The 21,682-nt window shown below is 70.1% G+C and carries 26 protein-coding genes and 1 pseudogene; 3 read left to right on the top strand and 24 right to left on the bottom strand.

Annotation, left to right across the window (positions count from 1 at the left end; translation table 11 throughout):
* Positions 1-48: 48 nt before the first annotated feature.
* From CLV71_RS04610 to CLV71_RS04570, 9 genes are all read right to left on the bottom strand, one after another.
* The gene (locus CLV71_RS04610) at positions 49-411 is read right to left on the bottom strand and encodes a winged helix-turn-helix transcriptional regulator (RefSeq protein ID WP_133901347.1); all 363 of its coding nucleotides are present in this window, start codon (positions 409-411) and stop codon (positions 49-51) included.
* Between the two features lie 357 nt (positions 412-768).
* Positions 769-1,707 (bottom strand): PLP-dependent cysteine synthase family protein, encoded by a 939-nt coding sequence (locus tag CLV71_RS04605; protein ID WP_133901346.1) that lies wholly within the window; start codon positions 1,705-1,707, stop codon positions 769-771.
* A 28-nt stretch (positions 1,708-1,735) separates the two neighbouring features.
* Positions 1,736-2,320, bottom strand: a complete 585-nt coding sequence (gene epsC, locus CLV71_RS04600) for a serine O-acetyltransferase EpsC (protein WP_243866226.1) — start codon at positions 2,318-2,320, stop codon at positions 1,736-1,738.
* The gene (locus CLV71_RS04595; protein WP_133901345.1) at positions 2,317-3,219 is read right to left on the bottom strand and encodes a DMT family transporter; all 903 of its coding nucleotides are present in this window, start codon (positions 3,217-3,219) and stop codon (positions 2,317-2,319) included. The genes epsC and CLV71_RS04595 overlap by 4 nt, the downstream gene beginning before the upstream one ends.
* A 6-nt stretch (positions 3,220-3,225) precedes the next feature.
* Positions 3,226-4,227: a proline racemase family protein gene (locus CLV71_RS04590; RefSeq protein WP_133901344.1), complete on the bottom strand. Its 1,002-nt coding sequence runs from the start codon at positions 4,225-4,227 to the stop codon at positions 3,226-3,228.
* A 10-nt stretch (positions 4,228-4,237) separates the two neighbouring features.
* Positions 4,238-4,993 (bottom strand): SDR family NAD(P)-dependent oxidoreductase, encoded by a 756-nt coding sequence (locus tag CLV71_RS04585; RefSeq protein WP_133901343.1) that lies wholly within the window; start codon positions 4,991-4,993, stop codon positions 4,238-4,240.
* Between the two features lie 7 nt (positions 4,994-5,000).
* Complete coding sequence (locus CLV71_RS04580; protein ID WP_133901342.1) at positions 5,001-5,801, bottom strand: phytanoyl-CoA dioxygenase family protein; 801 nt, start codon at positions 5,799-5,801, stop codon at positions 5,001-5,003.
* Position 5,802: 1 nt separating this feature from the next.
* Positions 5,803-6,831, bottom strand: coding sequence for a dipeptidase (locus tag CLV71_RS04575; RefSeq protein ID WP_133901341.1), 1,029 nt, complete (start codon positions 6,829-6,831; stop codon positions 5,803-5,805).
* Positions 6,832-6,867: 36 nt separating this feature from the next.
* Positions 6,868-8,067: an NAD(P)/FAD-dependent oxidoreductase gene (locus CLV71_RS04570; protein WP_133901340.1), complete on the bottom strand. Its 1,200-nt coding sequence runs from the start codon at positions 8,065-8,067 to the stop codon at positions 6,868-6,870.
* 339 nt (positions 8,068-8,406) lie between these two features.
* On the opposite strand from CLV71_RS04570, the gene CLV71_RS04565 reads away from it, so the two are divergent.
* On the top strand, positions 8,407-8,673 hold the full coding sequence (locus CLV71_RS04565; RefSeq protein ID WP_133901339.1) for a hypothetical protein: 267 nt from the start codon (positions 8,407-8,409) through the stop codon (positions 8,671-8,673).
* Positions 8,670-9,284 (top strand): hypothetical protein, encoded by a 615-nt coding sequence (locus tag CLV71_RS04560; RefSeq protein ID WP_133901338.1) that lies wholly within the window; start codon positions 8,670-8,672, stop codon positions 9,282-9,284. Before CLV71_RS04565 ends, CLV71_RS04560 begins: the two co-directional genes overlap by 4 nt.
* A gap of 73 nt (positions 9,285-9,357) precedes the next feature.
* On the opposite strand, the gene CLV71_RS04555 is transcribed toward CLV71_RS04560, so the two are convergent.
* Both CLV71_RS04555 and CLV71_RS04550 read right to left on the bottom strand, forming a co-directional pair.
* Positions 9,358-9,609, bottom strand: coding sequence for a hypothetical protein (locus CLV71_RS04555; RefSeq protein ID WP_208297453.1), 252 nt, complete (start codon positions 9,607-9,609; stop codon positions 9,358-9,360).
* A 161-nt stretch (positions 9,610-9,770) separates the two neighbouring features.
* Positions 9,771-10,901 carry a glycosyltransferase gene (locus CLV71_RS04550; protein WP_133901337.1) on the bottom strand — a complete coding sequence of 377 codons (1,131 nt, stop codon included), beginning with the start codon at positions 10,899-10,901 and terminating at the stop codon, positions 9,771-9,773.
* A 474-nt stretch (positions 10,902-11,375) separates the two neighbouring features.
* Between CLV71_RS04550 and CLV71_RS04545 the strand changes: the two genes are divergently transcribed.
* On the top strand, positions 11,376-11,705 hold the full coding sequence (locus CLV71_RS04545; RefSeq protein ID WP_133901336.1) for a hypothetical protein: 330 nt from the start codon (positions 11,376-11,378) through the stop codon (positions 11,703-11,705).
* A gap of 76 nt (positions 11,706-11,781) precedes the next feature.
* Here CLV71_RS04545 and CLV71_RS04540 read toward each other — a convergent pair.
* From CLV71_RS04540 to CLV71_RS04485, 13 genes and pseudogenes are all read right to left on the bottom strand, one after another.
* Positions 11,782-12,089 (bottom strand): annotated as a pseudogene (locus CLV71_RS04540) (transposase); the annotation flags it as partial.
* Positions 12,090-12,169: 80 nt separating this feature from the next.
* A complete protein-coding gene (locus CLV71_RS04535) occupies positions 12,170-12,688 on the bottom strand; it encodes a quercetin 2,3-dioxygenase (RefSeq protein WP_133901335.1) in 519 nt (172 codons plus the stop codon).
* Between the two features lie 8 nt (positions 12,689-12,696).
* A complete protein-coding gene (locus tag CLV71_RS04530; RefSeq protein ID WP_133901334.1) occupies positions 12,697-13,245 on the bottom strand; it encodes a VOC family protein in 549 nt (182 codons plus the stop codon).
* Complete coding sequence (locus tag CLV71_RS04525) at positions 13,242-14,762, bottom strand: iron-containing alcohol dehydrogenase (RefSeq protein WP_243866225.1); 1,521 nt, start codon at positions 14,760-14,762, stop codon at positions 13,242-13,244. Before CLV71_RS04525 ends, CLV71_RS04530 begins: the two co-directional genes overlap by 4 nt.
* A gap of 2 nt (positions 14,763-14,764) precedes the next feature.
* Positions 14,765-16,000, bottom strand: a complete 1,236-nt coding sequence (locus CLV71_RS04520) for a DegT/DnrJ/EryC1/StrS family aminotransferase (RefSeq protein WP_133901332.1) — start codon at positions 15,998-16,000, stop codon at positions 14,765-14,767.
* A complete protein-coding gene (locus CLV71_RS04515; protein WP_133901331.1) occupies positions 15,969-17,546 on the bottom strand; it encodes a GMC oxidoreductase in 1,578 nt (525 codons plus the stop codon). Before CLV71_RS04515 ends, CLV71_RS04520 begins: the two co-directional genes overlap by 32 nt.
* Before the next feature lie 20 nt (positions 17,547-17,566).
* Complete coding sequence (locus tag CLV71_RS04510) at positions 17,567-17,953, bottom strand: cupin domain-containing protein (RefSeq protein ID WP_133901330.1); 387 nt, start codon at positions 17,951-17,953, stop codon at positions 17,567-17,569.
* The gene (locus CLV71_RS04505) at positions 17,950-18,669 is read right to left on the bottom strand and encodes a cupin domain-containing protein (protein ID WP_133901329.1); all 720 of its coding nucleotides are present in this window, start codon (positions 18,667-18,669) and stop codon (positions 17,950-17,952) included. Before CLV71_RS04505 ends, CLV71_RS04510 begins: the two co-directional genes overlap by 4 nt.
* A complete protein-coding gene (locus CLV71_RS04500) occupies positions 18,662-19,063 on the bottom strand; it encodes a cupin domain-containing protein (RefSeq protein ID WP_133901328.1) in 402 nt (133 codons plus the stop codon). The genes CLV71_RS04505 and CLV71_RS04500 overlap by 8 nt, the downstream gene beginning before the upstream one ends.
* Entirely contained in the window at positions 19,060-19,353 is a 294-nt protein-coding gene (locus tag CLV71_RS48370; protein WP_243866224.1) for a cupin domain-containing protein, read from the bottom strand. The genes CLV71_RS04500 and CLV71_RS48370 overlap by 4 nt, the downstream gene beginning before the upstream one ends.
* A 1-nt stretch (position 19,354) precedes the next feature.
* Positions 19,355-19,798 (bottom strand): cupin domain-containing protein, encoded by a 444-nt coding sequence (locus CLV71_RS48365; RefSeq protein WP_208297384.1) that lies wholly within the window; start codon positions 19,796-19,798, stop codon positions 19,355-19,357.
* Entirely contained in the window at positions 19,795-20,052 is a 258-nt protein-coding gene (locus CLV71_RS04490) for a phosphopantetheine-binding protein (protein ID WP_133901327.1), read from the bottom strand. The genes CLV71_RS48365 and CLV71_RS04490 overlap by 4 nt, the downstream gene beginning before the upstream one ends.
* Position 20,053: 1 nt before the next feature.
* On the bottom strand, positions 20,054-21,682 hold the full coding sequence (locus CLV71_RS04485) for a (2,3-dihydroxybenzoyl)adenylate synthase (protein WP_166663928.1): 1,629 nt from the start codon (positions 21,680-21,682) through the stop codon (positions 20,054-20,056).

Genomic DNA, 21,682 nt, shown 5'->3' with positions numbered 1-21,682 from the left:
CTGCGACACGACCGGGACCGCACGGCGGACGAAACCACCGCAGGCGGTTCACCGTTCCTCCGACCCGTCACCTCCCAGCGAGCCGGTGTTGGTCTCGACCCAGAACCGCAGTTCCAGCAAGGGAGCCGCCACGCTCTCCCCGAGTTTGGTGAGCGAGTACTCGACATGCGCGGGAACGGCCGGGTAGACCTGCCGCCTGACCATGCCGAACCCCTCCAGACGGCGCAACGTCCGCGTGAGCACCTTGGGACTGACCCCGTCCATCTCCCGGAGAAGGGCACCGAACCGCTTGGGGCCACTCTCCAGAGAACCGATGGCCGACGCGGTCCGCCAGCTGGAAAGCAGGCTGAACACGGCCCGGACCCGCTCATCCGTCGCGGCGCCCTGCCGGCTTCCGAACCTCTCGTTCATGGTCGAACCGAACCAGGTCAACTCGCCGGCACGGCCGCAACGGGCCGCCCCCGCATCCTGCACGTGCCTTCGGCAACCACCGTGTTCGAACCACGACCCGACGTCGTCGCGGAACCTCGCATGGCCGGCACGACCGCCGTGCACCGAAGCCCCCTGCTCGTTGCCTTCATCCGTCCCCCTCGTACTTCCGTCCCAGGATCTTCCACAGGAGACTCTGTCAACCAGAAGGCCGACGGACGATCCCGGCAGCGCTACGACGCCGGTAGTGCACGCTGCACCACGGCTCCCGCGACGAACACCCCCGAAGCGACGACGACGCGAAACTTGCTACCAGACCCCACCCGAATGAGGCCACCGTCATCCGGCGCTCAGGGCGGACAGGTAGCGCTCGCCGGTGTCCGGGAACACGGTGACGATGGTCCTGCCGGCCAGGTCGGGGCGGACGGCCAGGGTGCGACAGGCGTGGGCGGCCGCGCCGGAGGAGATGCCCACCAGCAGGCCCGCCGTGCGGGCGAGGGCCTGGGCGGCGGCCCTGGCCTCGTCGTCGGTCACGGTCAGGACCTCGTCGACGCAGGTGACGTCGGTGGTCGAGGTGAGGAAGCCGCCGTTGAGGCCGGGGATCGCGTGCAGTCCGCCGCGGCCCTGGCTCAGGAGCGGGGAGCGGTCCGGTTCGACCGCCACCACGTGGAGGGCGGGGTTGCGTTCCTTCAGGTAGTGGGCCGAGCCGGTGAGGGTGCCGCCGGTGCCGTAGCCGCAGACCAGGAGGTCCACGTCGCCGTCCAGGTCGGTCCAGATCTCCGGGCCGGTGGTGGTGTAGTGGGCCGCCACGTTGTCCGGGTTCTCGTGCTGGCACACGTACCAGGAGCCGGGGCGGGCGCGGTGGATCTCCTCGGCCAGGGCGACGGCCGCCGCGTAGCCGTCCTGGTACGGGGACAGCACGACCTCGGCACCGAAGGACCGCAGCAGCTGGATCCGTTCGGCCGTCACGTCGTCGGGCAGCACGATCACGCACGCGTAGCCGCGGACCGCGCACAGGGCGGCCAGCGCGATGCCGGTGTTGCCCGACGACGCCTCCACGACGGTGCTCGTGCCGCGGTGCAGCTCACCGCGCCGCTCGGCACCCTCGATCATGAACAGCGCGGTGCGGTCCTTGACGCTCGCCAGCGGGTTGACCGACTCAAGCTTGGCGTAGACGGTCGCCACCGCGTCGGCGCCGAAGTCCAGCCGCACCAACGGGGTGCCGCCGATCAGGTCGGCGAACGAGTCCACCGGGGAACGCCGGGTCGTGGTCGTCACACATGCCTCCGTGTCGATTTGTCGGGGTTCACCAGGTCGGGAAGTTGACGACGACGGCCGTGGTGCGCAGGCGGTACGGCCCGGCAGGCGGGGCGAGGATCCGGGACCCGCCCGGCACGTCGTCGATCACCAGGGCCTGCGCGCCGACGACGCTGTCGGGGCCGACGGTGATCGGGCCCAGCAGCGTGGCGTTCGCGCCGATCACCACCCGGTCCCCGACCAGCGGGTGCCTGCGCGCGCCTGCGGGCCGGGCCCGGTCGTGCCACCAGCCGACCGCGCCGAGCGTGACCTGGTGGAAGATCGTGACGTCGTCGCCGATCACCGCGGTCTCGCCGATCACCACGCCGGTGCCGTGGTCGATGAAGAAGCCGCGGCCGATCCGCGCGCCAGGGTGGATCTCGATGCCGCCGCAGAGCACCCGGGCCAGGCCGGACAGGAACCGGGCCGTGCGGCGCAGGCCGCGGCGGTGCAGCCGGTGCGCCACCCGGTAGGTCCAGATCGCCGGCAGCGCGGGGTGCAGCAACGCCTCGGTCCGCGAGGCGCACGACGGGTCACGCGCGCGGATCATGTCCAGGTCGGCGACCGCCGCGCGCACCCACGCCGCCGCGCTCACGGGACCTCCCCGGCGACGCCGGACCACCGCGGTCGCCGGAGCCGGTTCTCCGCGTAGGCCAGGCCGCCGAGCAGCACCGCGCCACCGGCCAGCATGGTCCAGGTGAGCGACTCTCCCAACAGGACGGTGCTGATCAGCGCGGAGAAGACCGGCTCGAGGTAGTTGACCGCGGACGCCGTGGCCGCCCCGACCTCGCCGATGAGCCGGAACAGCTGCGTGTAGCCCAGCCCCGTGCAGAGCAGGCCGAGGATCACCATGCCGGCCACGACCTCGCCGGTGAGGTGCGGCGTGGCCCCCTCCACCAGCACCGGCGGCGCCTGGAGCACGGTGGCCGCGCACAGCTGCGCGGCGATCAGCGACACCGGGGCGAGCCCCAGCGGCGAGAGGTACCTGCGGATGTGGAGGAAGTACAGCGCGTAGCACAGGGCCGCGCCCAGGCAGGCCAGCTGCCCGCCGAGGGAGCCGATGGGCCGGTGCCACGGGTCGAGCACCACCACGAGCCCGCAGAAGCCCGTCAGCAGGCCGATCACCTTGCGCCGGGTGACCGACTCGGTCGGCAGCGCCACCGCCGCCAGCGCCAGGGTGAGCAGCGGGGTGCTGCCGACCAGGATGCCGGCGACCGCGGCGTCGGTCGTGCGTTCGCCGTGGGACAGCAGCATGAAGGGCACCACGTTGCCCAGCAGCGCGGCCACGACCACATGGCCCCACACGCCGCCGGGACGCGGCAGCCGCACACCGCGCACGCCGGCCAGGACCAGCAGCACCACCGCGCCGAGCAGCAGGCGGCCGAACACCAGCTGGGCCGGGGTCACGCCCGCGAGCGTCAGCTTGAGCATGGGGAAGCTGATCCCGCCCAGCAGGGCCACGAGCAGGAACCGCCACAGGGAGCCGGTGGTCATCGTGGCTCAGAGTTCGAAACCGGTCGGGAACGGGTCGTCCGGGTCGCGGACGAGCTGCGCCGTCCCGGTCAGCCAGGCCCGGCCGGTGATCCGGGGCAGCACGGCCCGGTGCTCGCCGACCCGGCGCTCGGCGACCAGTGTGCCGGTGAAGTGCGTGCCGAGGAACGACTCGTTGCGGAACTCCCGGCCGATTTCCAGCTCCCCGCGGGCGTGCAGCTGGGCCATGCGCGCCCCGGTCCCGGTCCCGCACGGCGACCGGTCGAGGAAGCCGGGCCGGATGACCATGGCGTGGCGGGACCGGAGCGCCGTAGAACCGGGGGCGGCGAGGTAGACGTGGTCGCAGCCCACGATCGACGGGTCCTCGGGGTGGACCGGCGGGCCCGCCGCGTTGATCTCGTCCATGATGGACATACCGACGTCCACGATCCGTTGCCGGGCACCGGGTTCGAAGGGGACACCCAGGTCGGCGAGCTCGGCGATGGCGTAGAAGTTGCCGCCGTAGGCGATGTCGCAGCGCACGGGGCCGACGCCGGTGACCGTGACCTCGCGGTCGCGCTCCAGCACGAACGACGGCACGCTGTCGATCGTCACCGATCGCGCGACACCGCCGGAGACGGCGACCTCCGCCACCACCAAGCCGGCCGCGGTGTCCAGGCGCACCGTCGTGGTGGGCTCGGCCACCTCGACCATGCCCGTCTCCACGAGGACGGTCGCGACCCCGATCGTGCCGTGACCGCACAGCGGCAGCCAGCCGGCGTGTTCGAGGTAGAGCACGCCGGCGTCGGCGTCGGGCCGTGCGGGTGGTTGCAGGAGCGCCGCGCACATCGCGGCGTGCCCTCGGGGTTCGCGGACCAGCAGGGCGCGCAGGTCGTCGCGGTGCTCGACGGCGTAGCACCGGCGCTGCGCCATGGTCACGCCGGGGAGCGCGCCGACGCCGCCGACCACGACGCGCGTCGGCATGCCCTCGGTGTGCGACTCGACGGTGTGCACGATCCTGTTGGCACGCATGGACTTCCTCTCAGACGCAGGTGGTGCCGCCGTCCAGGTTCAACACCGTTCCGGTGGCGTAGGTGGTGGGGGCGACGAGGTAGCACACCGCCGCCGCGACCTCGTCCGCGGTGGCCAACCGTCCCAACGGGACGCGGGCGACGGTCTCCGCCCGTGCCGTGCTGGCGTCGCCCTCGGCGGCGAACTCCGCGGCGAGCATCGGCGTGTCGACCGGCCCGGGGCAGACGGCGTTCACCCTGACCAGCGGCGCGAGCTCGGCCGCGAGGGCACGGGTGAGGCCGAGCACGCCGGCCTTCGCCGCGCAGTAGGCGACGTAGGAGGCCATGCCGATCACCGACAGCTCGGAGCCGACCGTGACGATGTCCCCGGTGACGCCGACCGCCCGCATGCGCAGGCCGGCCTCGCGGGCGACGTAGAACGTGCCGGACAGGTTGACGTCGACGGTCTCCCGCCACAGCTCCGGGGTGAGCCCGGAAAGCGGTGCCGGGTGGGACACCCCGGCCGAGGTGACGACGAGGTCGGGCACACCCCACCTCGCCACCACGCGGTCCATGGCCGCCGCCACCTGGGCGTCGTCGGCGACGTCGGTCGGCACCGGCAGCGACTCGCCGGGCAGGGTCGACGCGACCCCAGCCAGCGCGGCCGAGCCCCGGGCGAGCAGTGCGACGCGGGCCCCGGCCGCCGACAACGCCAGGGCGGTGGCCGCGCCGATCCCGGACGAGGCGCCCGTCACCACGGCGACGCGGTGCGCGAGTGAGGTCGTCATCGCGTCCTCAGGACGACATCGAGTGCAGGGCGGTCAGAGGCGTGAAGTCGCGAGCGGCGAGCCACTCGGGCCGGGTGCCGCGGGCGAGGTCGATCCTGTTCGCCACGCTGTTGTAGGTGATCAGCAGCAGACCGCGGTCGAACGGGGAGATGTTCGGCACCGAGCTGTGCGGGATGTTGGCGTCGAACCAGAGGACCGAGCCGCGCGGGCCCTTCGGCGCGGCCATGCCGTTGCGCTCGATCAGCTTGCGCATCGTGTCGATGTCGACCGAGTACTTGAGGCTCGCGGCCAGGGTGCCGGCCCAGCCCTCGCCGTTGACCTCGGTGTCGATCATGCCGTCGTCGTGGCCGCCGGGGACGAAGGTGAGCGGGCCGTTGAACTCGGTCACCTCGTCGAGGAAGATCGCGGCGGTCAGCGCGCGGGGCGCGGGCATCCCGTCCTCGTGGTGCCAGAACGTGTAGTCCTGGTGCCACTCCCACACCTCGCCCTTGAAGGCCCGCTTGGCATTGATCTTGAACTGGTGCACGTAGACGTCGTCGTCCAGTAGCTGCTCGGCGACCGGGAGCAGCCGGGGCGAGCGGACGAGTCGGCCGAACGCCTCGGTGTACAGGTGGCAGCCGTGCACGCCGCGGACGATGTCGGTGCCCTCCTCGACCGTGACCCGCTCACCGCCCGCGGCGAACTCCCGCGCGGCCTCGGCCTGCAGCCACGTCACCTCGTCCTCGTCGAAGACGCGTTCCTGGACGAGGTAGCCCGTGGTCCGGTACTCGTCGATCTGCTGGGGCGACAGTGCGTTCGCGTTGTCCATGTCAGTCCTTTCCGGAGTGTCGGTTGTGGAGCAGGCGCAGCAGGTTGCCGCCCATGACCTTCGTGACGAAGGACTCGGACAGGCCCCTGCCGAGCAGAGCGGTGGTGAGGTGGGGCAGGCCGGCGGGGCCGAACAGCCCTGGCACGAGCCGTTCGCCGTCGGTGCCCTCGACGATCAGCGGGCGGTGCCAGGCCGGCACCGTCTCCGCGAACAGCTCGGCGACGAAGTCGGAGCCGATGCCGACGTGGTCCTCACCGGCAATCCGTCCGATGTGGACGATGTGGTCGACGACGTGGTCGATCGTGGGTTCGTCCTCGGTCAGGTAGCCGGCGTAGAGGTTCAGGCAGATCACCCCACCGGTGGCGGCGATGGCCCGGAGCTGGTCGTCGGTCAGGTTCCGGTGGTGGGCACGCAAAGCGAACGCCGCCGAGTGGCTCGCGACGACCGGCCGCGTGGTGAGCTCGAGAACGTGGTCGACACCCGCCGGGTTGAGATGGGACACGTCGACGAGGACGTCGAGCCGGTCGAGCAGCGCGATCGCCGCCGCCCCGGCCCGGGAGAGCCTGCTACCGGTGTCCTGTTCGGCCGAGCCGTCGGCCAGCGCGGTGCGACCGAAGTGGGTGAGCGACACCATGCGCACGCCGAGCCGGACCATGGTCGCCAGCAGCTCGACGTCCTCGTCCAGCTGCGCGCACCCCTCCAGCGCGAGGACCAGTGCGACCCGGTGTGCGGCGAGCGCGGCGTCGATGTCGGCCCCCGATCGGCACAGGGCGACGACGTCGGCGTTCTGCTGGGCGATCCGGTGCGCGGCCTCGACCATGCGCAGGGTGCGCCGCAGCGCGCCCTCGGGCCGGAACTCGCGGTCGATCATGATGGGAAGTACCTGGAGGTTCACCCCGCCGGCGACCAGCTGCGGGTACCAGTGGTCGCGAAAGTAGCTCCCCCAGCGGTCCGGGTCGCGCAGGGCCACGATGGCCAGCAGGTCGTTGTGCGCGTCGCCCACCACTATCCGTTCGTGCAGATCGTTCACGGGTTCTCTCCGAGTGTCGCGAATGGACGGAGCCGGTCAGGGCGTGACGAGCGCGCTGACCAGCTGCCCGGTCACGGGGCCCAGCGTCATGCCCAACGTGCCGTGGCCGGTGGCGGCGACGACGTTCGCGCCGACACGGGCGACGCGCGGAACGCCGGACGGCGTCATCGGTCGGGCGCCGCGCCAGGGTGCCGCCGCGGTCTCGCGGGCAGGCAGCGTGGGCACGTAGGACCGGGCCACGGCGTCGAGCCACGGGGCGGCGCCGGCGCGCGGCTCGTCGTGCGTGGTGCCGCCGAACTCCATCCCGGTGGTCAACCGCACCGAGCGTTCCCGGGAGTTGATCACCACGTGGTCCTCTTCCAGCATCACGGCGTGCCGCAGGAGGGGGTGATCGGTCGGATAGGTGAGGCTCCAGCCGTAGCCGGGCCGCACCGGCAGCCGGACCCCCAGGAGCCGCCCGACCCGCGCACTGGCCGCACCGGCGGCGACGACGAACCAGCGGGCCCGGACCGTGCCGCGGTCGGTGGTCACCGACTCGACCCGCCCGCCCGTGCGCCGGGCCCCGAGGACACGGTCGGCCTGGAACCGCGCGCCCCGAGCCCGGGCGGCGTCGGCGATGGCGTGTGTGGTCCGCGAAGGATCGAGGCTGCGGTCACCGGGAAAGTCGACCGCGCCGGCCAGTCCCGTGTGCAGTGCCGGTTCGGCCCGCCGCAGGGCACGGGGCCCCAACAGTTCGAACTCGGCACCGAAGCCGGCCAGCGTGCGCAACACCGGGTACTGGCGCAGGAGTCCGGACGCGCTGCGGAACACCCGCAGCGAACCGGCCGACCGTAGGGGCAGGTCGATCCCTTCTGTGTCAACCAGTTCCCCGTAGAGCTGGAGGCTCCGACGGGCCAGGTGGTACAGCAGTTCGGTGGTGCGCCTGCTCCGACCGGGACGGGCTTCGATCATGAGGTGCGCGAACCACGGCAACAGGTTCAGCGACAGCGGGCGGCGGAAGCTGATGGCGCTGTCGCGGTGGGCCAGCGCGCCGAGCCACGCCCCCACCGTGGTCAGGTTCGCGAACGGGACGGACTGGCTCGGCACCAACATTCCCGCGTTGCCTGCCGAGGCTCCCTGACCCGGCGCCGGATCGAGCACGACGACGTCCGCACCCCTCTTCGCGAGGTAGAAGGCAACACAGCTGCCGATGATCCCACCACCGACAACGGCGACATCCGCGTGCGTCGACGCCATTCCCCATTCCCCCTCTGCTCCCTCGACCTGCCGACCGTAACCGCGATGTGGTGGTTACCCGCAAGATCTCTTACTGTCAAAAGGAAAGTGACCGGCTCGGCGACCAGCCCTCGGCTCCCCGACCGCGGCGATCGACGGATGTTGCCCGTCGGTACCCGTGTCCGGCCCGATGTCGAGTACCGAGCCGGCGCGATACGACCGTCCAAGCGGAACGAGTGCGCGCGGCTCGAAGGAGACGAGTCTGCTGGCGGCCATGGTCACGCGTGACTCGCTGCGTGAAAGGGCCACTCCCCGGCCTGCTCGCCGTGCTGGCGCCAATCGTCGCCGGCCGCCACGACCGTGATTAACGACACAGTCGGCGACCCTGCCGAGGACACCGCCCACCCGCCGAACAACCCGTTGATCAAGGTCATGAGCCTGGACCCGCTGCTGATCGCCTCGGCGATCGTCACCCTCTCCGTCGGCGACGACGCAAACACCGCGATTCGGATCATTAAGGCGGTCGTTGCGTGGTACTCATCGCTGCGGCCATCGCCGTGTCACAGCGCCGCGGCACGGCGATGGAAGACCGTGGCGAGGCGTAACTACTGGGAGGAAGTCACATGACCAAACTGACCACCGCGGTGGCGGCAGCACTGCTCGCGTTCGTCGTGGCAGGCTGCGGTGACAGTGGCGAGAACACCGCCTCGAACAGCACCAGCAACACCGGCTCCAGCGCGGAGTCGGGTGGCGCCGACGAGGATGCTGTCGCCTGGGCCGAAGAGGTGTGCTCGTCGATGAAGGAAGACGTCACCGCGTTGGCCGACACGCCTGATGTCGACCCGAACAACCTGCAGGTCACCAAGGACTCGATGGTCGAGTACCTCGGCAAGGTGGAGACGGCGCTCGACAGCATGGCAAGTGCGGTGGACGACGCTGGCGCCCCGCCGGTCAAGAACGGTGAGGAGACCGCCACCGGTTTCCAGGACCAGCTCGGCACCGCCAAGCAGACCGTGGCCAGCGCGAAGGCCAAGGCAGCCGCGGCACCGGTCGACGACCCGGCGGCGTTCCAGGAGGCGTTCACCACGCTCGGACAGGAGCTGTCGGCGCTCGGCGAGGTGGACCCGACGGTGTCCTTCGGGGCGAACCCGGAACTCAAGGCCGCCTACGAGCAGGCAAAGAGCTGCCAGGAGATCGTCAACACGGAGGCTTCGCCGGTCGAGACTCCGACGTCGTGACCGGTCTCCACGCAGAAGCATGACCCCATGGGCCCGGCCTTGTGCCGGGCCCATGGTCATGTGTGGGCGTACGCTAGGCCGGCTTCGCACCCTTGGCCGCGTGGTGCAGCTCTCGTTCTACGCTACTGACACGCAACGCGGACACCAGCCGGTGCGAGGTGAACGGCTCCCGCCGGGACGGCCGCACCGCGACCCGGCGACCGGCGGCGAGGGCCGCCAGCCAACCGAAGTGCACGGCGGGGCGGTTGCCCGCGGCGTGCACGGCGAAGACCTCGCCGCGCCGGGTCCACACCGCGGAGCCTCTTGCCGGGTCCGCTCCTCGCACCAGTCGTTCACCGCGCCGACTGGGCGCGCGGACCGCAGACCGATGGTGCCACCGCTCTCGTACACGCAGAAGATCGGCGGGCAATCGCCGTCGCCGCGCGGAATCAGGTCCTCGACAGGGATGCCACGCAGTTCCAGGTTCTACGGAAGGGCCTTCGCGTATCAGAAGGACTCGAGGAGCGCAGGTGACGGTTTCGGCATCATGGCTATCTCGGTCGCGATGTGCTTGGCGATGACGCGTTCGGGGCAGTCGGACAGCAACACCCCGATCGCCTCCCCCAAGGCGTCGGGCGTCTGCTCGTCGTTGGCCAGTACCCGTCCCGCTCCCGCGCGTACGAGCGCCGCCCCGTTGAACGGATGGTCCCCGCGCTGCGGCAGGACCAACTGCGGTATGCCCTCGGCGAGCGACCCCAGCATCGTGCCGGAGCCACCGTGATGGACGACCAGGTCGACGTGGCGCAACACCTCGGGCTGTGAGACGAACTGCTCCACGTGCACGTTCGCCGGCAGTTCGCCCAACAACGCGGGGTCGCTGCCCGGCCCCGCCGACACCAGCACCTCGACATCGTGGCCCGCCACCGCGAGTATCGCCCGGCGCAGCACGTCGACCGCGTCGAACACCACCGTGCCGAGCGTCACGTACACCCGCTTGCGCGGCAGGTCCGGCAACCACGCCGGCAGCGGGATGGGAGGAACCCAGTGCGCGGGCTGGATCGGTTGCCGCCGTTCGGGTAGCGGGCCCGGGGTCTGCAGGGAGGGCGGTATCGAGTCCAGGTAGCCGTCCTGCAACAGGGTCGGGTCGGCACCCGCCAGTTCGTAGAACCGCGCGAACATCGGGTTCCACAACACCAGACCCATCGCCACCGCGCGGATCCCGAGGCGTGCCGCCGCCACGGCCGCACCCAGGTCCAGCAGCTCGTACACCACGAGATCCGGGCGTTCCCGCTCGAACAGCTCCCGCAGGACCGGTTCCACGTAACGGGTTCCGGTCGCGCCGAACATCCGCGCCGCGAACTCGATGCCCGTTGCCGCCGGGGTGTCGCGGCTCGCCTCCTGCCTCAGGTCGCGCAGGGTCACTCCGTCCTGGATGCCCTGGACGGTCCGGAACGGCAGCTCCGTCAGGAAAGGCCCGCCTGCCGCGACCATCACGTCGTGACCGGCGTCGACGCAGGTCTGCGCCAGCGGCAGCATCGGATACAGGTGCCCGTAGGCGGGCAGGCTGGCGAACACGATCTTCACGGCACTGGCCCCTTCGCTCTGGTAGGAGTTGCCGGCTATGGCCAGATCGGTCAACGCGGGCAACGAACCGGGACACGACAGAGCCAGCAGGTCGGGGCGCAATCTAACCAGAACGACGCCGCGCTTGCCTGTGGGGGCCGTTGCCTCCGGCGACCGGCTCGCGCACCGCGAAAGGCGACCGTCGGAGCGGAGCCGGCCTGCGTACTCGTCTGGTCGTCCTCCGGCGTTCGCTCCTCCTCGTCGGAATCGATGCTACGACCAACCGCCTTTCACCGAACCCGAGCAGAAGGCCGGTGCCCGCCGGTCGGAGCGAGACCTTCGCACGAAGACCCCAATACGGCATGATCCAGAGGGAATGCGACCCACCACCGGAGGAGAACGATGAACACACCGGGCACCGAACCGCAGGGCGTGCCGTCACAGGACCCGGTGCCGCACGGGTATCCACAGCCTCCCGGACCACCGTTCCAGGGACCTCCAGCCTACGGACCGCCCAGCTACGGACCGCCCACACGACGGTGGGGCGGGGTGGTCGTCGGTGTCGCGATCGGGCTCGCGATCGGCGCTGGTGGGCTCGGCCTCGCGTGGGCACTCAGCTCGGGCACGAACGTCGACGAGGACTACGACGCGCTGTGCGGGCTCGTCGTGCGCACGGAACCGATCACCCGGGACTTCGAGTTGGCGGACATACGACGGCTGTCCGGGATATCCGAACTCGCCGCCGCCATGGCCGAGACCGACTCGACGCACAAGCCGCTGGCCGAGGCACTGGAAAGGAGCGTGCAGGCCGCGCAGGTGTTCGACATCGACCAGACCGGCTCGTCGCTGCGGCACGCGCAGGACATCTGCCGCGCCTGACCCGAGAACCCACCCGAATCCTGTGGGACTGGTCCACCGCGACGGAACTCGACACCAACTATCCGGCGAACCAAACCAGGGCACGAACGAACTTCCCGGACCGAAACTGCGAGCCGCGGTCGGTCGTGCACCACGCAACCGGCGACCTCGTCGCGGCGGGCGACCGCGTTGGTGAGCGCCGTGACGGCGAGTCGGGACTTCGTCCTGGAGTCGAGGGAGTAGCCGACGATCCGATGGGAGTAGACGTCCTTGACCAGCGCACAGATACGGCTTTCCTTCACCGGTGCGGTGTTCGGTGATGTCGAGCGGCCACAGCCGATTCGCCGCTGTGGCGGTGCAGTCGCATCGGACCAAGTCGTCGTGGACCGGCGGACCGGCCGTCTTCCCGTTCCTTCTGTCTCTGTGACCGGAGGGCATCACCCAGCCACTGTTCGGCCGCAGAAGCCGGTCACCTGGCGGTGTCGTCAGGTTGCGTTGACAGCTCGTTGACGACCAGCCTCCTGCTCGGATCGTGGGCCCTCCCACCCATGGCGGGCGGCAATCTTCGTCGCCCGTTCGAATTCCGCAGGTCCCCAGGTCGGGATCGGCATGCCAGGTACGGCCGGGTCTCCCGCCTCCACGAAGAACTTCTCGAACCCGGCGGGGGTGTACACGAAGATCGTGTGAGCCACGTGGGCGCCGACGTTCGTGAAACAGTGCGGTGTGCCTCGTGGGACGAAGACGAAATCCCCCGCCTTGCCAACGAACTGTTCGTCGCCGACGGTGAAACTCAGCCGGCCGGACAGCACGTAGAACGCCTCGTCCTCCTGTGTGTGGACGTGCAGCGGCGGACCGTTTCCCGGCAGGATCGAGGACTCCAGGACGGACAAGGCGCCGTTGGTGGTCTCGGCGCTCGCCTTGACGGTGTAGACGTTGCCGTCGAACCAGGTCGTCGGTCCTTGGCCGGCGGGGACGAGCGCGGTCTGTGCTGACGGATCGGTCACGATGCTCCTCAGTGGTTGGCCCAGGGCTGGTCCGGCTGGTACAGCCGCGCGGTGGTTCGCTGCTCGAACGGTGCTCCAGCCGGCAGATTGATCAACTCCAGCTGCATCCCCCACGGTGTCAGGAAGTACACCCACCGGTCCCCCGCGATCGGGCCGTCGGTGATCGTCTCCGGGTCGCCGAGCACCTGGACGCCCGGTCGGGTTCGCAGATAGGCCGCGGCGGCGTCGACGTCCGTGACGTGGATCGCCAGGTGGTGGCCGCCCCAGTCGCTGTTGCGGGGAAGCTGCCTTCGCTGGTCCGGCGCGGTGTACTCGAAGAGCTCCAGGTTGGTCACCGGGCCCAACCGCAGCATCGCGACCCGTGCGGTGGCCGCGGCGTCCACGGCGAGCTTGCGGGTCATCCAGTCACCCTCGCCGTCCTGCACCGGGCCCTCGGTGTAGACCAGCTCCGCACCGATGACCTCGACGAAGAACTCGACCGCCTGGGCCAGATCCGGGACGGTGTAGGCGACATGGTGCACCGCGGTGGCCCCGGGGAGGCCCCGCCGCCGGGTCATGCGGCGCCTCCCGTGGCAGACACGGATGCCTCGTCTGTTCCGGACACCTCGATCACCAACCAGCTGAGGTCCTCCGTGCCCTGGTTCGCGAACCGGTGCACGGCCCCGGCTCCGGTGGCGACCAGGTAGCCGGGGCGCAGGTCGTGCGACACGTCGTCGACGCGCAGTTCGCCGTGGCCGGCCAGCACGAAGTGGAAGTTCGTGCCGGTCCTCGTCTCCTCCTCCCGACTGCCGCCAGGCGGCAGCGAGGACCGGCGGATCATCCGATTCCCGGCGGCGGTGGACCGGCGGGCGACATCGGTGACGACCAGCTCGGCCGCCGTTGTCCCAGGTTCGGTCCTCTCCCCGAGTTCTCGGAGGATCTCGGCCGCGAGACCGAGTTCGGCGGCGGTGAGGTCGTTGAGGAAGCAGGCCGCGCCGATACCGAGCGGGATCGGCATGCGTTGCCACCCGTCCCGGTGCCGAACGGTCTCCTGCAGCGCGTGTTCCAGCAGCTCGGCATCCAGCAGCGGGTGCCAGACGGGCAACCGCAGCCTGCCCATCAGACGGAACACGCGTTCACGATCCTGTGTGGACACCAGACCGCGCCCCTCGGCCAACACCGTGGTCAGCGCCATGTCGACGGCCACTGCCTCGCCATGCAGCAGTTCGGGAAGAGCCCGCATCTCCAGCGTAGGACTGAACGAGTGGCCGTAGTCGACCACGCGTTCCAGCTGCTTCTCCCACAGGTTCGGCGCCAGCTCCGCCAGCATGCCGCCCACCGCGCGGCTGAACACGTCCCTGGCGACGAGGTCACCGGTCTGCGTATGACCGGTGAGCCGCTCGGCGAGCAGCAACTCGGCGTGCTCCTCCAACAGCTGGAACAACTCCGCGTCTTTGATCAACGCGATCTTGAGGATCTCCGCGAGGCCGTTGCTGATGTGCCGATCGTCCAGCGTGGCCAGGAAGTCGCGGTCCAGCAACGCCACCGTCGGCGCGAAGTAGGAGCCCAGGCGGTTCTTGTGACTGCCATGGTTCACGCCGGTCTTGATGCCGACCCCGGCGTCGATCAGGCCGATCAACGAGGTGGGGACCCGAACGTACGGGGTGCTGCGCCGGTACAGACTGCCCACCAGACCGACGATGTCGAGCACGATGCCACCACCGATGGCGATGATCGGCTCGTGCCTGCGGGCGATGCCGAACGAGTCGAGCCCGTTCACCACGGTGAACACCGACTCCATCGTCTTGGCCTCCTCGGAGGCAGGCAGGACGCACAGGCGGTGTTCGACGTTGTGATGTTCGAGGTACTTGCGCACGTTGTCGCCGTAGATGTCGTAGACAGCGGCGTCGACCACGACGAACCGACGACGCCGGTCCCCGCGGACGGTGGTGCCCGCATCCAGCAACGCCAGGTTGGACGGGTCGAGGACGCCGCTGGTCATCTCGACTTCGTAGTCGACCGACAGCTGGGCCTGTACCCGCCAGTGGTGAGCGGGGGAACCCGCCTCCGCCGGTTGCGATTCGATCGGGTGCATGTTCATGTCCTCGCGACCACGTCGTTGACAGCGGACTTCACCGCGGCGGCCACGGCCGCGATCTCGTCGGCCGGCGAGAGCGGGGTGATACCGAAGCCGGCGCCGAGATAGGCGTCGACCACGCCGACCGACAGCGCCACCGACCGGCCGAGGATCTCGTCGGTACGGGCGAGCATGTGCGGTGTGTACCGCTGTTCGGTGGGATGGGCCGGGCACCCGAAGGGGTGTTCCGACGCGGTGGGCATGCGCCGGCTGATCAGCTGGGGCATGTTCCCGTAGTAGTGCCGGCCCGAGTCGATGAGCGTGGCGGTGCCGAGCTTGGCCGCCACCGCCCGCGCCGTGTCGACGGTGTCGAATCGTAGGACGAGGAAGGAGTGGCATTCGCCGTCCGGATCGTTGATCTTCCTGCGCTCGACGCCGGGCAACTCGCCGATCGCGTCGGACAGCGCCGCCTTCTGCTTGCGCAGCGTCCCCAGGATGTCGTCGATCTTGCGCAGCTGACCGAGCGCGACGGCGCCGCTCAGTTCGTGCATCCGCAGGTTCATCCCGAACAGCGAGTCGGCGTCGGCGATGCCATGGCGCATCGGTTTGAATCCGTGGTCGTGGAAGGCGAACGCACGTTCGTAGACGGCGTCGTCCGCGATCGTGAGCAGGCCGCCGTCACCGCTGGTGATGATCTTGAACAGGTTGAGGGAGAAGGCGCCGGCGTCGCCGACGGTGCCGAGGCCGCGACCCCGGTAGCGGCCACCGGCGGCCTGGGCGGCGTCCTCGATCAGGAACAGGCCGTGGTCGTCCGCGATCCGACGCAGCTCGTCCAGCGCCGCCGGAGCCCCCAGCATGTGCACCGCGAGGATGGCCTTGGTGGCCGGACCGATTCGGCGCAGCACGTCCTCGGGGTCCAGGGTCAACGACTCGTCGATCTCGGCGAGCACCGGGACCGCGCCGCGGTGGACGATCGCGGCGATGGACGCGATGAACGTGTAACCGGGGACGATCACCTCGTCGCCCGCACCGACGCCCAACGCCGCCAGCGCGGTGAGCAACGCGGAGGTGCAGCTGTTCACGGCAAGGCAGTGACTGGCGCCCGTGTGCTGCTCGAACTCGCGCTCGAGCGTGAACACCATGGACGGCTCGGCGGTCTCGTCGAACCGGTACCTGTTCAGCTGCCAGGTGTCCAGCGCACTGTTGACCAGCGCTTTCTCTTCGTCACCGAGGAACAAGTAGCCTGGGCCGCTCATCTGCGCGCCTTTCTGCCGAGAATGGATGTCCGGTGCGGAGAATTCCGCGTGCTGCCCGCAGGGCCATCGCGACGCTGGTCAGCGTCGGGTTGCTCGCGGTGGGAGTGGGGATGAGGCCGTTTCCGCCGAGGTAGAGGTTCCGCACGCCCCAGACCTTCGAGCCTGGGTCGACCACACTGGTGTCGGCGTCGGTGCCCATCCGGACGGTTCCCGCGATGTGCAACGGGAGGGTGGGCACGACGAATCGTGGCTCGGACCCCGGCAGGTACGACCCGAGTGCGGCCGCGGCCCGCCGCAGGTCCGCCATCATCCGATGTTGTCGTTCGCGATCCTGGTCGCTGAGCGAGAACTCGAAACCCGGTCGCGGCAGACCGAAGACGTCCTGCTCGGTGTCGGAGAACCACACCCGGTTGGCCGGACTCGGGTCGACGAGCCCGAACCAGCGCAGGTCGACCACCAGTCGGTTGTCGATCTCCGCGTTCGGCGCCGTGTCCGCGTAGGGCAGGTCGCGGTGGATCTGGCAGTGCCACGGGCGGTCCCGCGACACCGGGATCCACACGTTCGGGTCGGCGTCGTCCAGCGGGATCGGCAGTGGATCACCGGGATGGCGTGCCCGGTGGGCGGCCACCCGTTCGGCGAAGCGCGCATCGGCCGCCACCCCGTCGACCAGGTCGTCGCCGAGTACGACCTGGCAGAACGCGACCGGCTGTTCGGTGAGGTAGCGGCCGAGCGCGGGCGGGCGGACACCGGAGGCGTACAGCAGTTGCGGGGTGAGCACGGCACCACAGGCGAGGACATACGTGCTCGCCGTGACGTGCAGCGTCCGCCAGTCGACCTGGTCCTCGATCTCGGCGTACTCGATCCACGAACCGTCCGCCGACGGCACGAGCCGACGGCACAGGTGCTGTTCGCGCAGCACGAACTCGTCGCGGCCGCCGTCCGCGAGTGGGCCGAGAACGGTGTCGGCGCCCGTCCAGCGCACGAGCCGGGGGTTGTCGGTGCGGCGCCGCGCCGCCATCGGCAGGTGCCGCACCCCGTACGCGGCGGGCAGCTCCGGGTACTCCGAGGCGAGCGCGGCCAGCACGACCTGATGCGAGACGGCGTCCTCGGTCAGGCTGGTGCCGGTGTCGAGCAGCGCCTCGGCCTCCCCGTAGAGCTGGTCCCACTCGGCGGCCGCGATGGCGTCGGACCGCTCGACGGACGGATGGTGGCGGGGTGTCACGCCGGTCCAGTGGGTGGCCATCCCGCCGACGGCGTACGTGGCGACTCCTGCGTCCAGGCTGATCATCGGGTCGCGCTCGGCCGCATCGTGGGCGGGATTCGACAGCGGGTGCAGATGTCCTCGGACCAGGGCGCCGAAGCGTTCGTGGCTGTGTTGGTAGGAGAAGTGGTTCTTCAGGTGCTCGCCAGGACGACGGGAGAGCTGCGGTCCGGCGTCCACCATCATCACGCTGCGCCCGCCTTCGACGAGCGTGCGCGCGAAGGTCGCGCCGACTGGCCCAGAACCCACGACGAGGACGTCGACCTCGATGCGCTGGTGACTCATACGGCTCCCCTCTCCCCTTGTCAGTCGGACGGTGTTCGGATCGGCAACCGCCGGCTCACCGAGGTGGGCATCAGCGCGAGGAACACCATCTCCACCGGGGAGTCCCCGGCATTTCGCCACTGACCGCCTGCCGCGTGGGAGCAGAAGACCATCTCGCCCTCGCCGACGAGCAGGGGTTCCCTGCCGTCGTCGACGAACTCGGCGCTGCCGCGCAGGACGAACCAGGCTTCCTCGATGTCGCCCCGGCCGCGCTCGTCGATCACGGCCCCCGGCGCGAGCCGGACGTAGTCGAAGGACTCGCATTCGCTGAACAACATCCCCCGGCGCCCGAGACACCGCCACACCGCTTCCCCCGCGCCGCCGTCGACGGTTCTGGTGAGCCCGTCACCGGAGTTGGAGACGATCATCTCGCACCACCTGCGTTCGCCGGGACGACCAGACTGACCACGAAGAACTCCAGTCCGTCCGCCCCGCCCTCGACCGTGACCGCGCCGAGGAACGGCACCCCGACCGACACCCCGTAGGACAACGGGACGGTGGTGGACGCGGACGTGGCGGACCCGCTGCCGCGGAGGGTGAAGAGCACGTGCTCCTGCACATCGGCCGCCAGGGTCTCGGCCTGCCCCGGCTCGAGGTGGACCAGCCGGGCCCGGCGCAGCGGTCCGGACAGGTAGTCCAGCGCGTCGACATCGCGGACCTCGCGGAGCTTGATCACCTCAGCGCGGTCGCCACTGATGTCCTGTGCGGGCACACCAGGCGCCATCCCCGGCCCGGAGACTTCGATGACGAGCCAGATCAGGTCGTCGTCGCCGACATTGCGGATACCGTGCCGGGTGCCGAGGCAGGTGGTGAGCAGATCGCCCGCGGTGACCGGGTGGTCGGTGCCGTTGATCGTCATCACGCCGGAACCGGACACCACGTAGTCGAACTGCTCGGTCCTGCTGTGCAGGTGCACTCCGCTGGCCCCGCCCGGTGGCAGAAACGAGCATTCCACCGCCTCCCACGGCCCGAACAGGTTGTTGCGGCGGGTCAGGCACTTCCACCTGGCGACCTTGTCGCCGCCGTGCATCTCGTAGACCTCGGACAGCTCGTCCAGGGTCGTGACGATCAGTCGATCATCCATGGTCGGCTCCGGTCAGGGGCGCGGGAGCAACCGGGATCCGTGCGGGAAGCCGGTCGGTCACCTCGGTGGGCAGCACCGCGAAGGACAACAGCTCGAGGTGGCCGCTGGAGGGGTTGCGCAACGACCCGCGCGATCCCCCGGACCAGAAGACCAGGTCACCGGGGCGCAGCGGAACGGAGCCATCGGCACCGCAGACGAACTCCCCTTCGCCGCTCAGCACGAACCAGACCGCGTCGACGCCCTCCCGGCCACGCCCGTCCCGTGTGCCGCCCGGCGGCAGCCGGAGGTAGTCGAAGGCCTCGCACTCGCTGTGCAACATCCCGCGACGGGCCAGACAGCGCCAGGCGCTGCCGTCCTGTGTGCGGCTCAGTCCGCCGGCGTTGGTGACGATCATCGAGACACTCCTGCGGCCTGCGGAGTGCTGAGGCTGGCGATGAACAGTTCCAGGCCCTCGTCGCCCGCTTCCACCGTGACGCTGCTGCCCAGCGGCAGGGTCAGCGCGACGCCGGCGCGCAGCGGGACGGTCGTGGCTCCGGTCACCGCGGTTCCGTTGCCACGCACGGTGAACAGGGCGTGCTCCTGGTCCTCGGCGACCAGCGTCTCCTGCTGGCCCGGCTCGAACCGCGGTAGCCGGATCCGGCCCAGCGGCCCGCTCAGAAAGACGCGTGCGTCGATCTCCCGCACCTCACGAAGATTGATTACCACGGCGTTGCTCATCGTCGTCCCCCAATTCGGTCCGCTTCTGGTGTTCGGAATAGACGGCCGCCATCCGTGGGCCGACCACTTCGATGACAAGCCAGGTCAGCCGGTCGTCCCCCACGTTGACCAGGCCGTGCCGGGTGCCGATGCCGTTGACGATCAGGTCACCGGCCCGCACCGGGTGTTCGTGACCGTCGAGAAGCATGATCCCGGTGCCGGAGATGATGAAATACAGCTCTTCGGTCCGGGTGTGCACGTGTTCGCCGCTGATCCCGCCCGGTGGCAACGCGGCCCATTCGACGGCCTCCCAGAACCCGAACAGGTCATGGCGTCGGGCGAAGGCCTTCCATTCGGACGCGCCGTCCGCGCCGTGCACGCCGTGGACGACGGACGCCTGATCGAGGTCGGCGACCACCGCGGTGGCGCTCATGTCCGCAGTCCGTCGAGGTGTGCGAGCCAGCCGTTCAGCGTGGGGGCCGACGCCAGCTCTTCGAAGACGACCGGCACCTTCGCCCTGCGCCAACGGCCGACCAGCCGCATCATGTCGATCGAGCTCATGCCCAGCAGGATCAGGTTGGTGTCGCCGGGAATGTCTTCTGGCCGGGTGTCGATCAGCGGCGCCAGGATTTCGCGCAGTTCCTGCTCACCGGGTGGTTGCGTGGGCGACCGGGAATCGGTGTCCATGTCAGCCTTTCTGTTTCGCTACCGTTGGGCGGCCCTGGTCGGCGAGGAGCACCAGCGCCTTCTTGTCGACCTTTCCCAGTGGGGTGACCGGGAGTTCGTCGACGAACTCGACCCGGTCGGGAAGCTTGTAGTCGGCCAGTCCCCGGTCCCGCAGCGCGCCCTTGAGGTCGTGCAGCGATGGGTGTTCACCGGTCACCACGAGATAGGCGCAGGTCCGCTCCCCGAGGAAGTCGTCCGGCACGCCGATCACCGCCGCGCGCAGCACTCCCGGATAGCCGAGCAGGTGCCCCTCCACCTCGGCCGCGGAGATCTTGTCGCCGCCTCGGATCACCACGTCCTTGATCCGGCCCTCGACGACCAGGTCGCCGTCGGCGGTCAGGCGGACGAGGTCGCCGCTGCGGTAGTACCCGTCCTCGGTGAACGCGATCGCGTTGTGCTCGGTCGCGCGGTAGTAGCCCCGCAACGTGTACGGACCTCGGGTGAGTAGTTCGCCCACCTCTCCGGCGGCGACGTCCCGGTCGTCCGGCCCGACGATCCGGATCTCGTCCTCTTCGGACAGCGGCCTGCCCTGGGTGCCCAGCACCACGTCCGTCGGGTCGCCGAGCCTGGTGAGCGTGAGCAGTCCCTCGGCCATGCCGAAGACCTGCTGGAGCTCGCAACCGAGGACCGGGGTGATCCGCTCGGCGACCGACCGCTGGAGCTTGGCGCCGCCGATCTGCACGACTCGCAGGCTCGACAGGTCCGCGTCGGACCACTCCGCGGCCTCCAACCACAGCTGGGCGATGCTGGGCACCAAGGAGGTCACGGTGACCTGCTCCCTGACGATCATGGCGAAGCAGTCGTCGGCCGTGGGGGCGTCGGCGAGCACCACCGTGCCGCCGGAGACCAACGTGCCGATCACTCCCGGGCAACCCCAGGTGAAGTTGAACTCCAGTGGCAGGACCGCGAGGTATACGTCCGATGTGGACATGCCGAGCACCGAGGAGGCGGCACGCACCTGACAGGTGTAGTCGTCGTGGGTGCGCGGGATGACCTTCGGCAGTGCCGTCGTCCCGCCGGAGAGCAGGAAGAACGCCGCGTCGGACGGGTCCGGCTCAGCGAACTCGCGGGGTTCGGCGTCCACGGCGGACAAGTCGATGACGTCGCCGCCCTGGCCGCTGAGGCTGAACAACACCCGCAGCGTTGGTGCACCGGAGCGGACCTGTCTGGCCAGCACCCGGTGGTCGAACCCCCGGTGCACACCAGGCAGCACGTACGCCACCGCACCGGTGATCCGGCACAGATGCCCGATCTCCTGCGAGCGGTGCGCGGTCAGCGCGAACACCGGTATGGCGCCGAGCCGGAACAGGGCGAAACACACCGCGACGAACTCCGGCACGTTGGGCAGTTGCACCACGACCCGGTCACCCGAGGTGATGCCGTAGCGGGTGAAGCCCGCGGCCATCCGGTCCGCCCTGCCGTCGAGCTCGAGGTAGCTGATCCGGCGGTCGCCGTGCACCAGCGCGGTGCTCTCGCCGTGCTCGGCGGCCACCGTCCGCAGCAGGGCGCCGAGAGTCTCACCCCGCCACAGTCCCGCTGTCCGGTATCGCCGTGCCACCTCAGCCGGCCACGGCGTGCTTCCTTCCAACAC

The organism is Actinophytocola oryzae (assembly GCF_004364325.1).
In the GTDB taxonomy this organism is placed as follows: domain Bacteria; phylum Actinomycetota; class Actinomycetes; order Mycobacteriales; family Pseudonocardiaceae; genus Actinophytocola; species Actinophytocola oryzae.
This window is presented reverse-complemented; position numbering and strand designations above follow the sequence as displayed.

What these genes read in the sequence shown, in the direction of transcription:
- CLV71_RS04610 (WP_133901347.1), bottom strand. Translation starts at nt 411, where the DNA reads ATGAACGAGAGGTTCGGAAGCCGGCAGGGCGCCGCGACGGATGAGCGG.
- CLV71_RS04595 (WP_133901345.1), bottom strand. Translation starts at nt 3,219, where the DNA reads ATGACCACCGGCTCCCTGTGGCGGTTCCTGCTCGTGGCCCTGCTGGGC.
- CLV71_RS04590 (WP_133901344.1), bottom strand. Translation starts at nt 4,227, where the DNA reads ATGCGTGCCAACAGGATCGTGCACACCGTCGAGTCGCACACCGAGGGC.
- CLV71_RS04585 (WP_133901343.1), bottom strand. Translation starts at nt 4,993, where the DNA reads ATGACGACCTCACTCGCGCACCGCGTCGCCGTGGTGACGGGCGCCTCG.
- CLV71_RS04580 (WP_133901342.1), bottom strand. Translation starts at nt 5,801, where the DNA reads ATGGACAACGCGAACGCACTGTCGCCCCAGCAGATCGACGAGTACCGG.
- CLV71_RS04570 (WP_133901340.1), bottom strand. Translation starts at nt 8,067, where the DNA reads ATGGCGTCGACGCACGCGGATGTCGCCGTTGTCGGTGGTGGGATCATC.
- CLV71_RS04560 (WP_133901338.1), top strand. Translation starts at nt 8,670, where the DNA reads ATGACCAAACTGACCACCGCGGTGGCGGCAGCACTGCTCGCGTTCGTC.
- CLV71_RS04530 (WP_133901334.1), bottom strand. Translation starts at nt 13,245, where the DNA reads ATGACCCGGCGGCGGGGCCTCCCCGGGGCCACCGCGGTGCACCATGTC.
- CLV71_RS04525 (WP_243866225.1), bottom strand. Translation starts at nt 14,762, where the DNA reads ATGCACCCGATCGAATCGCAACCGGCGGAGGCGGGTTCCCCCGCTCAC.
- CLV71_RS04520 (WP_133901332.1), bottom strand. Translation starts at nt 16,000, where the DNA reads ATGAGCGGCCCAGGCTACTTGTTCCTCGGTGACGAAGAGAAAGCGCTG.
- CLV71_RS04515 (WP_133901331.1), bottom strand. Translation starts at nt 17,546, where the DNA reads ATGAGTCACCAGCGCATCGAGGTCGACGTCCTCGTCGTGGGTTCTGGG.
- CLV71_RS04510 (WP_133901330.1), bottom strand. Translation starts at nt 17,953, where the DNA reads ATGATCGTCTCCAACTCCGGTGACGGGCTCACCAGAACCGTCGACGGC.
- CLV71_RS04505 (WP_133901329.1), bottom strand. Translation starts at nt 18,669, where the DNA reads ATGGATGATCGACTGATCGTCACGACCCTGGACGAGCTGTCCGAGGTC.
- CLV71_RS04500 (WP_133901328.1), bottom strand. Translation starts at nt 19,063, where the DNA reads ATGATCGTCACCAACGCCGGCGGACTGAGCCGCACACAGGACGGCAGC.
- CLV71_RS48365 (WP_208297384.1), bottom strand. Translation starts at nt 19,798, where the DNA reads ATGAGCGCCACCGCGGTGGTCGCCGACCTCGATCAGGCGTCCGTCGTC.
- CLV71_RS04490 (WP_133901327.1), bottom strand. Translation starts at nt 20,052, where the DNA reads ATGGACACCGATTCCCGGTCGCCCACGCAACCACCCGGTGAGCAGGAA.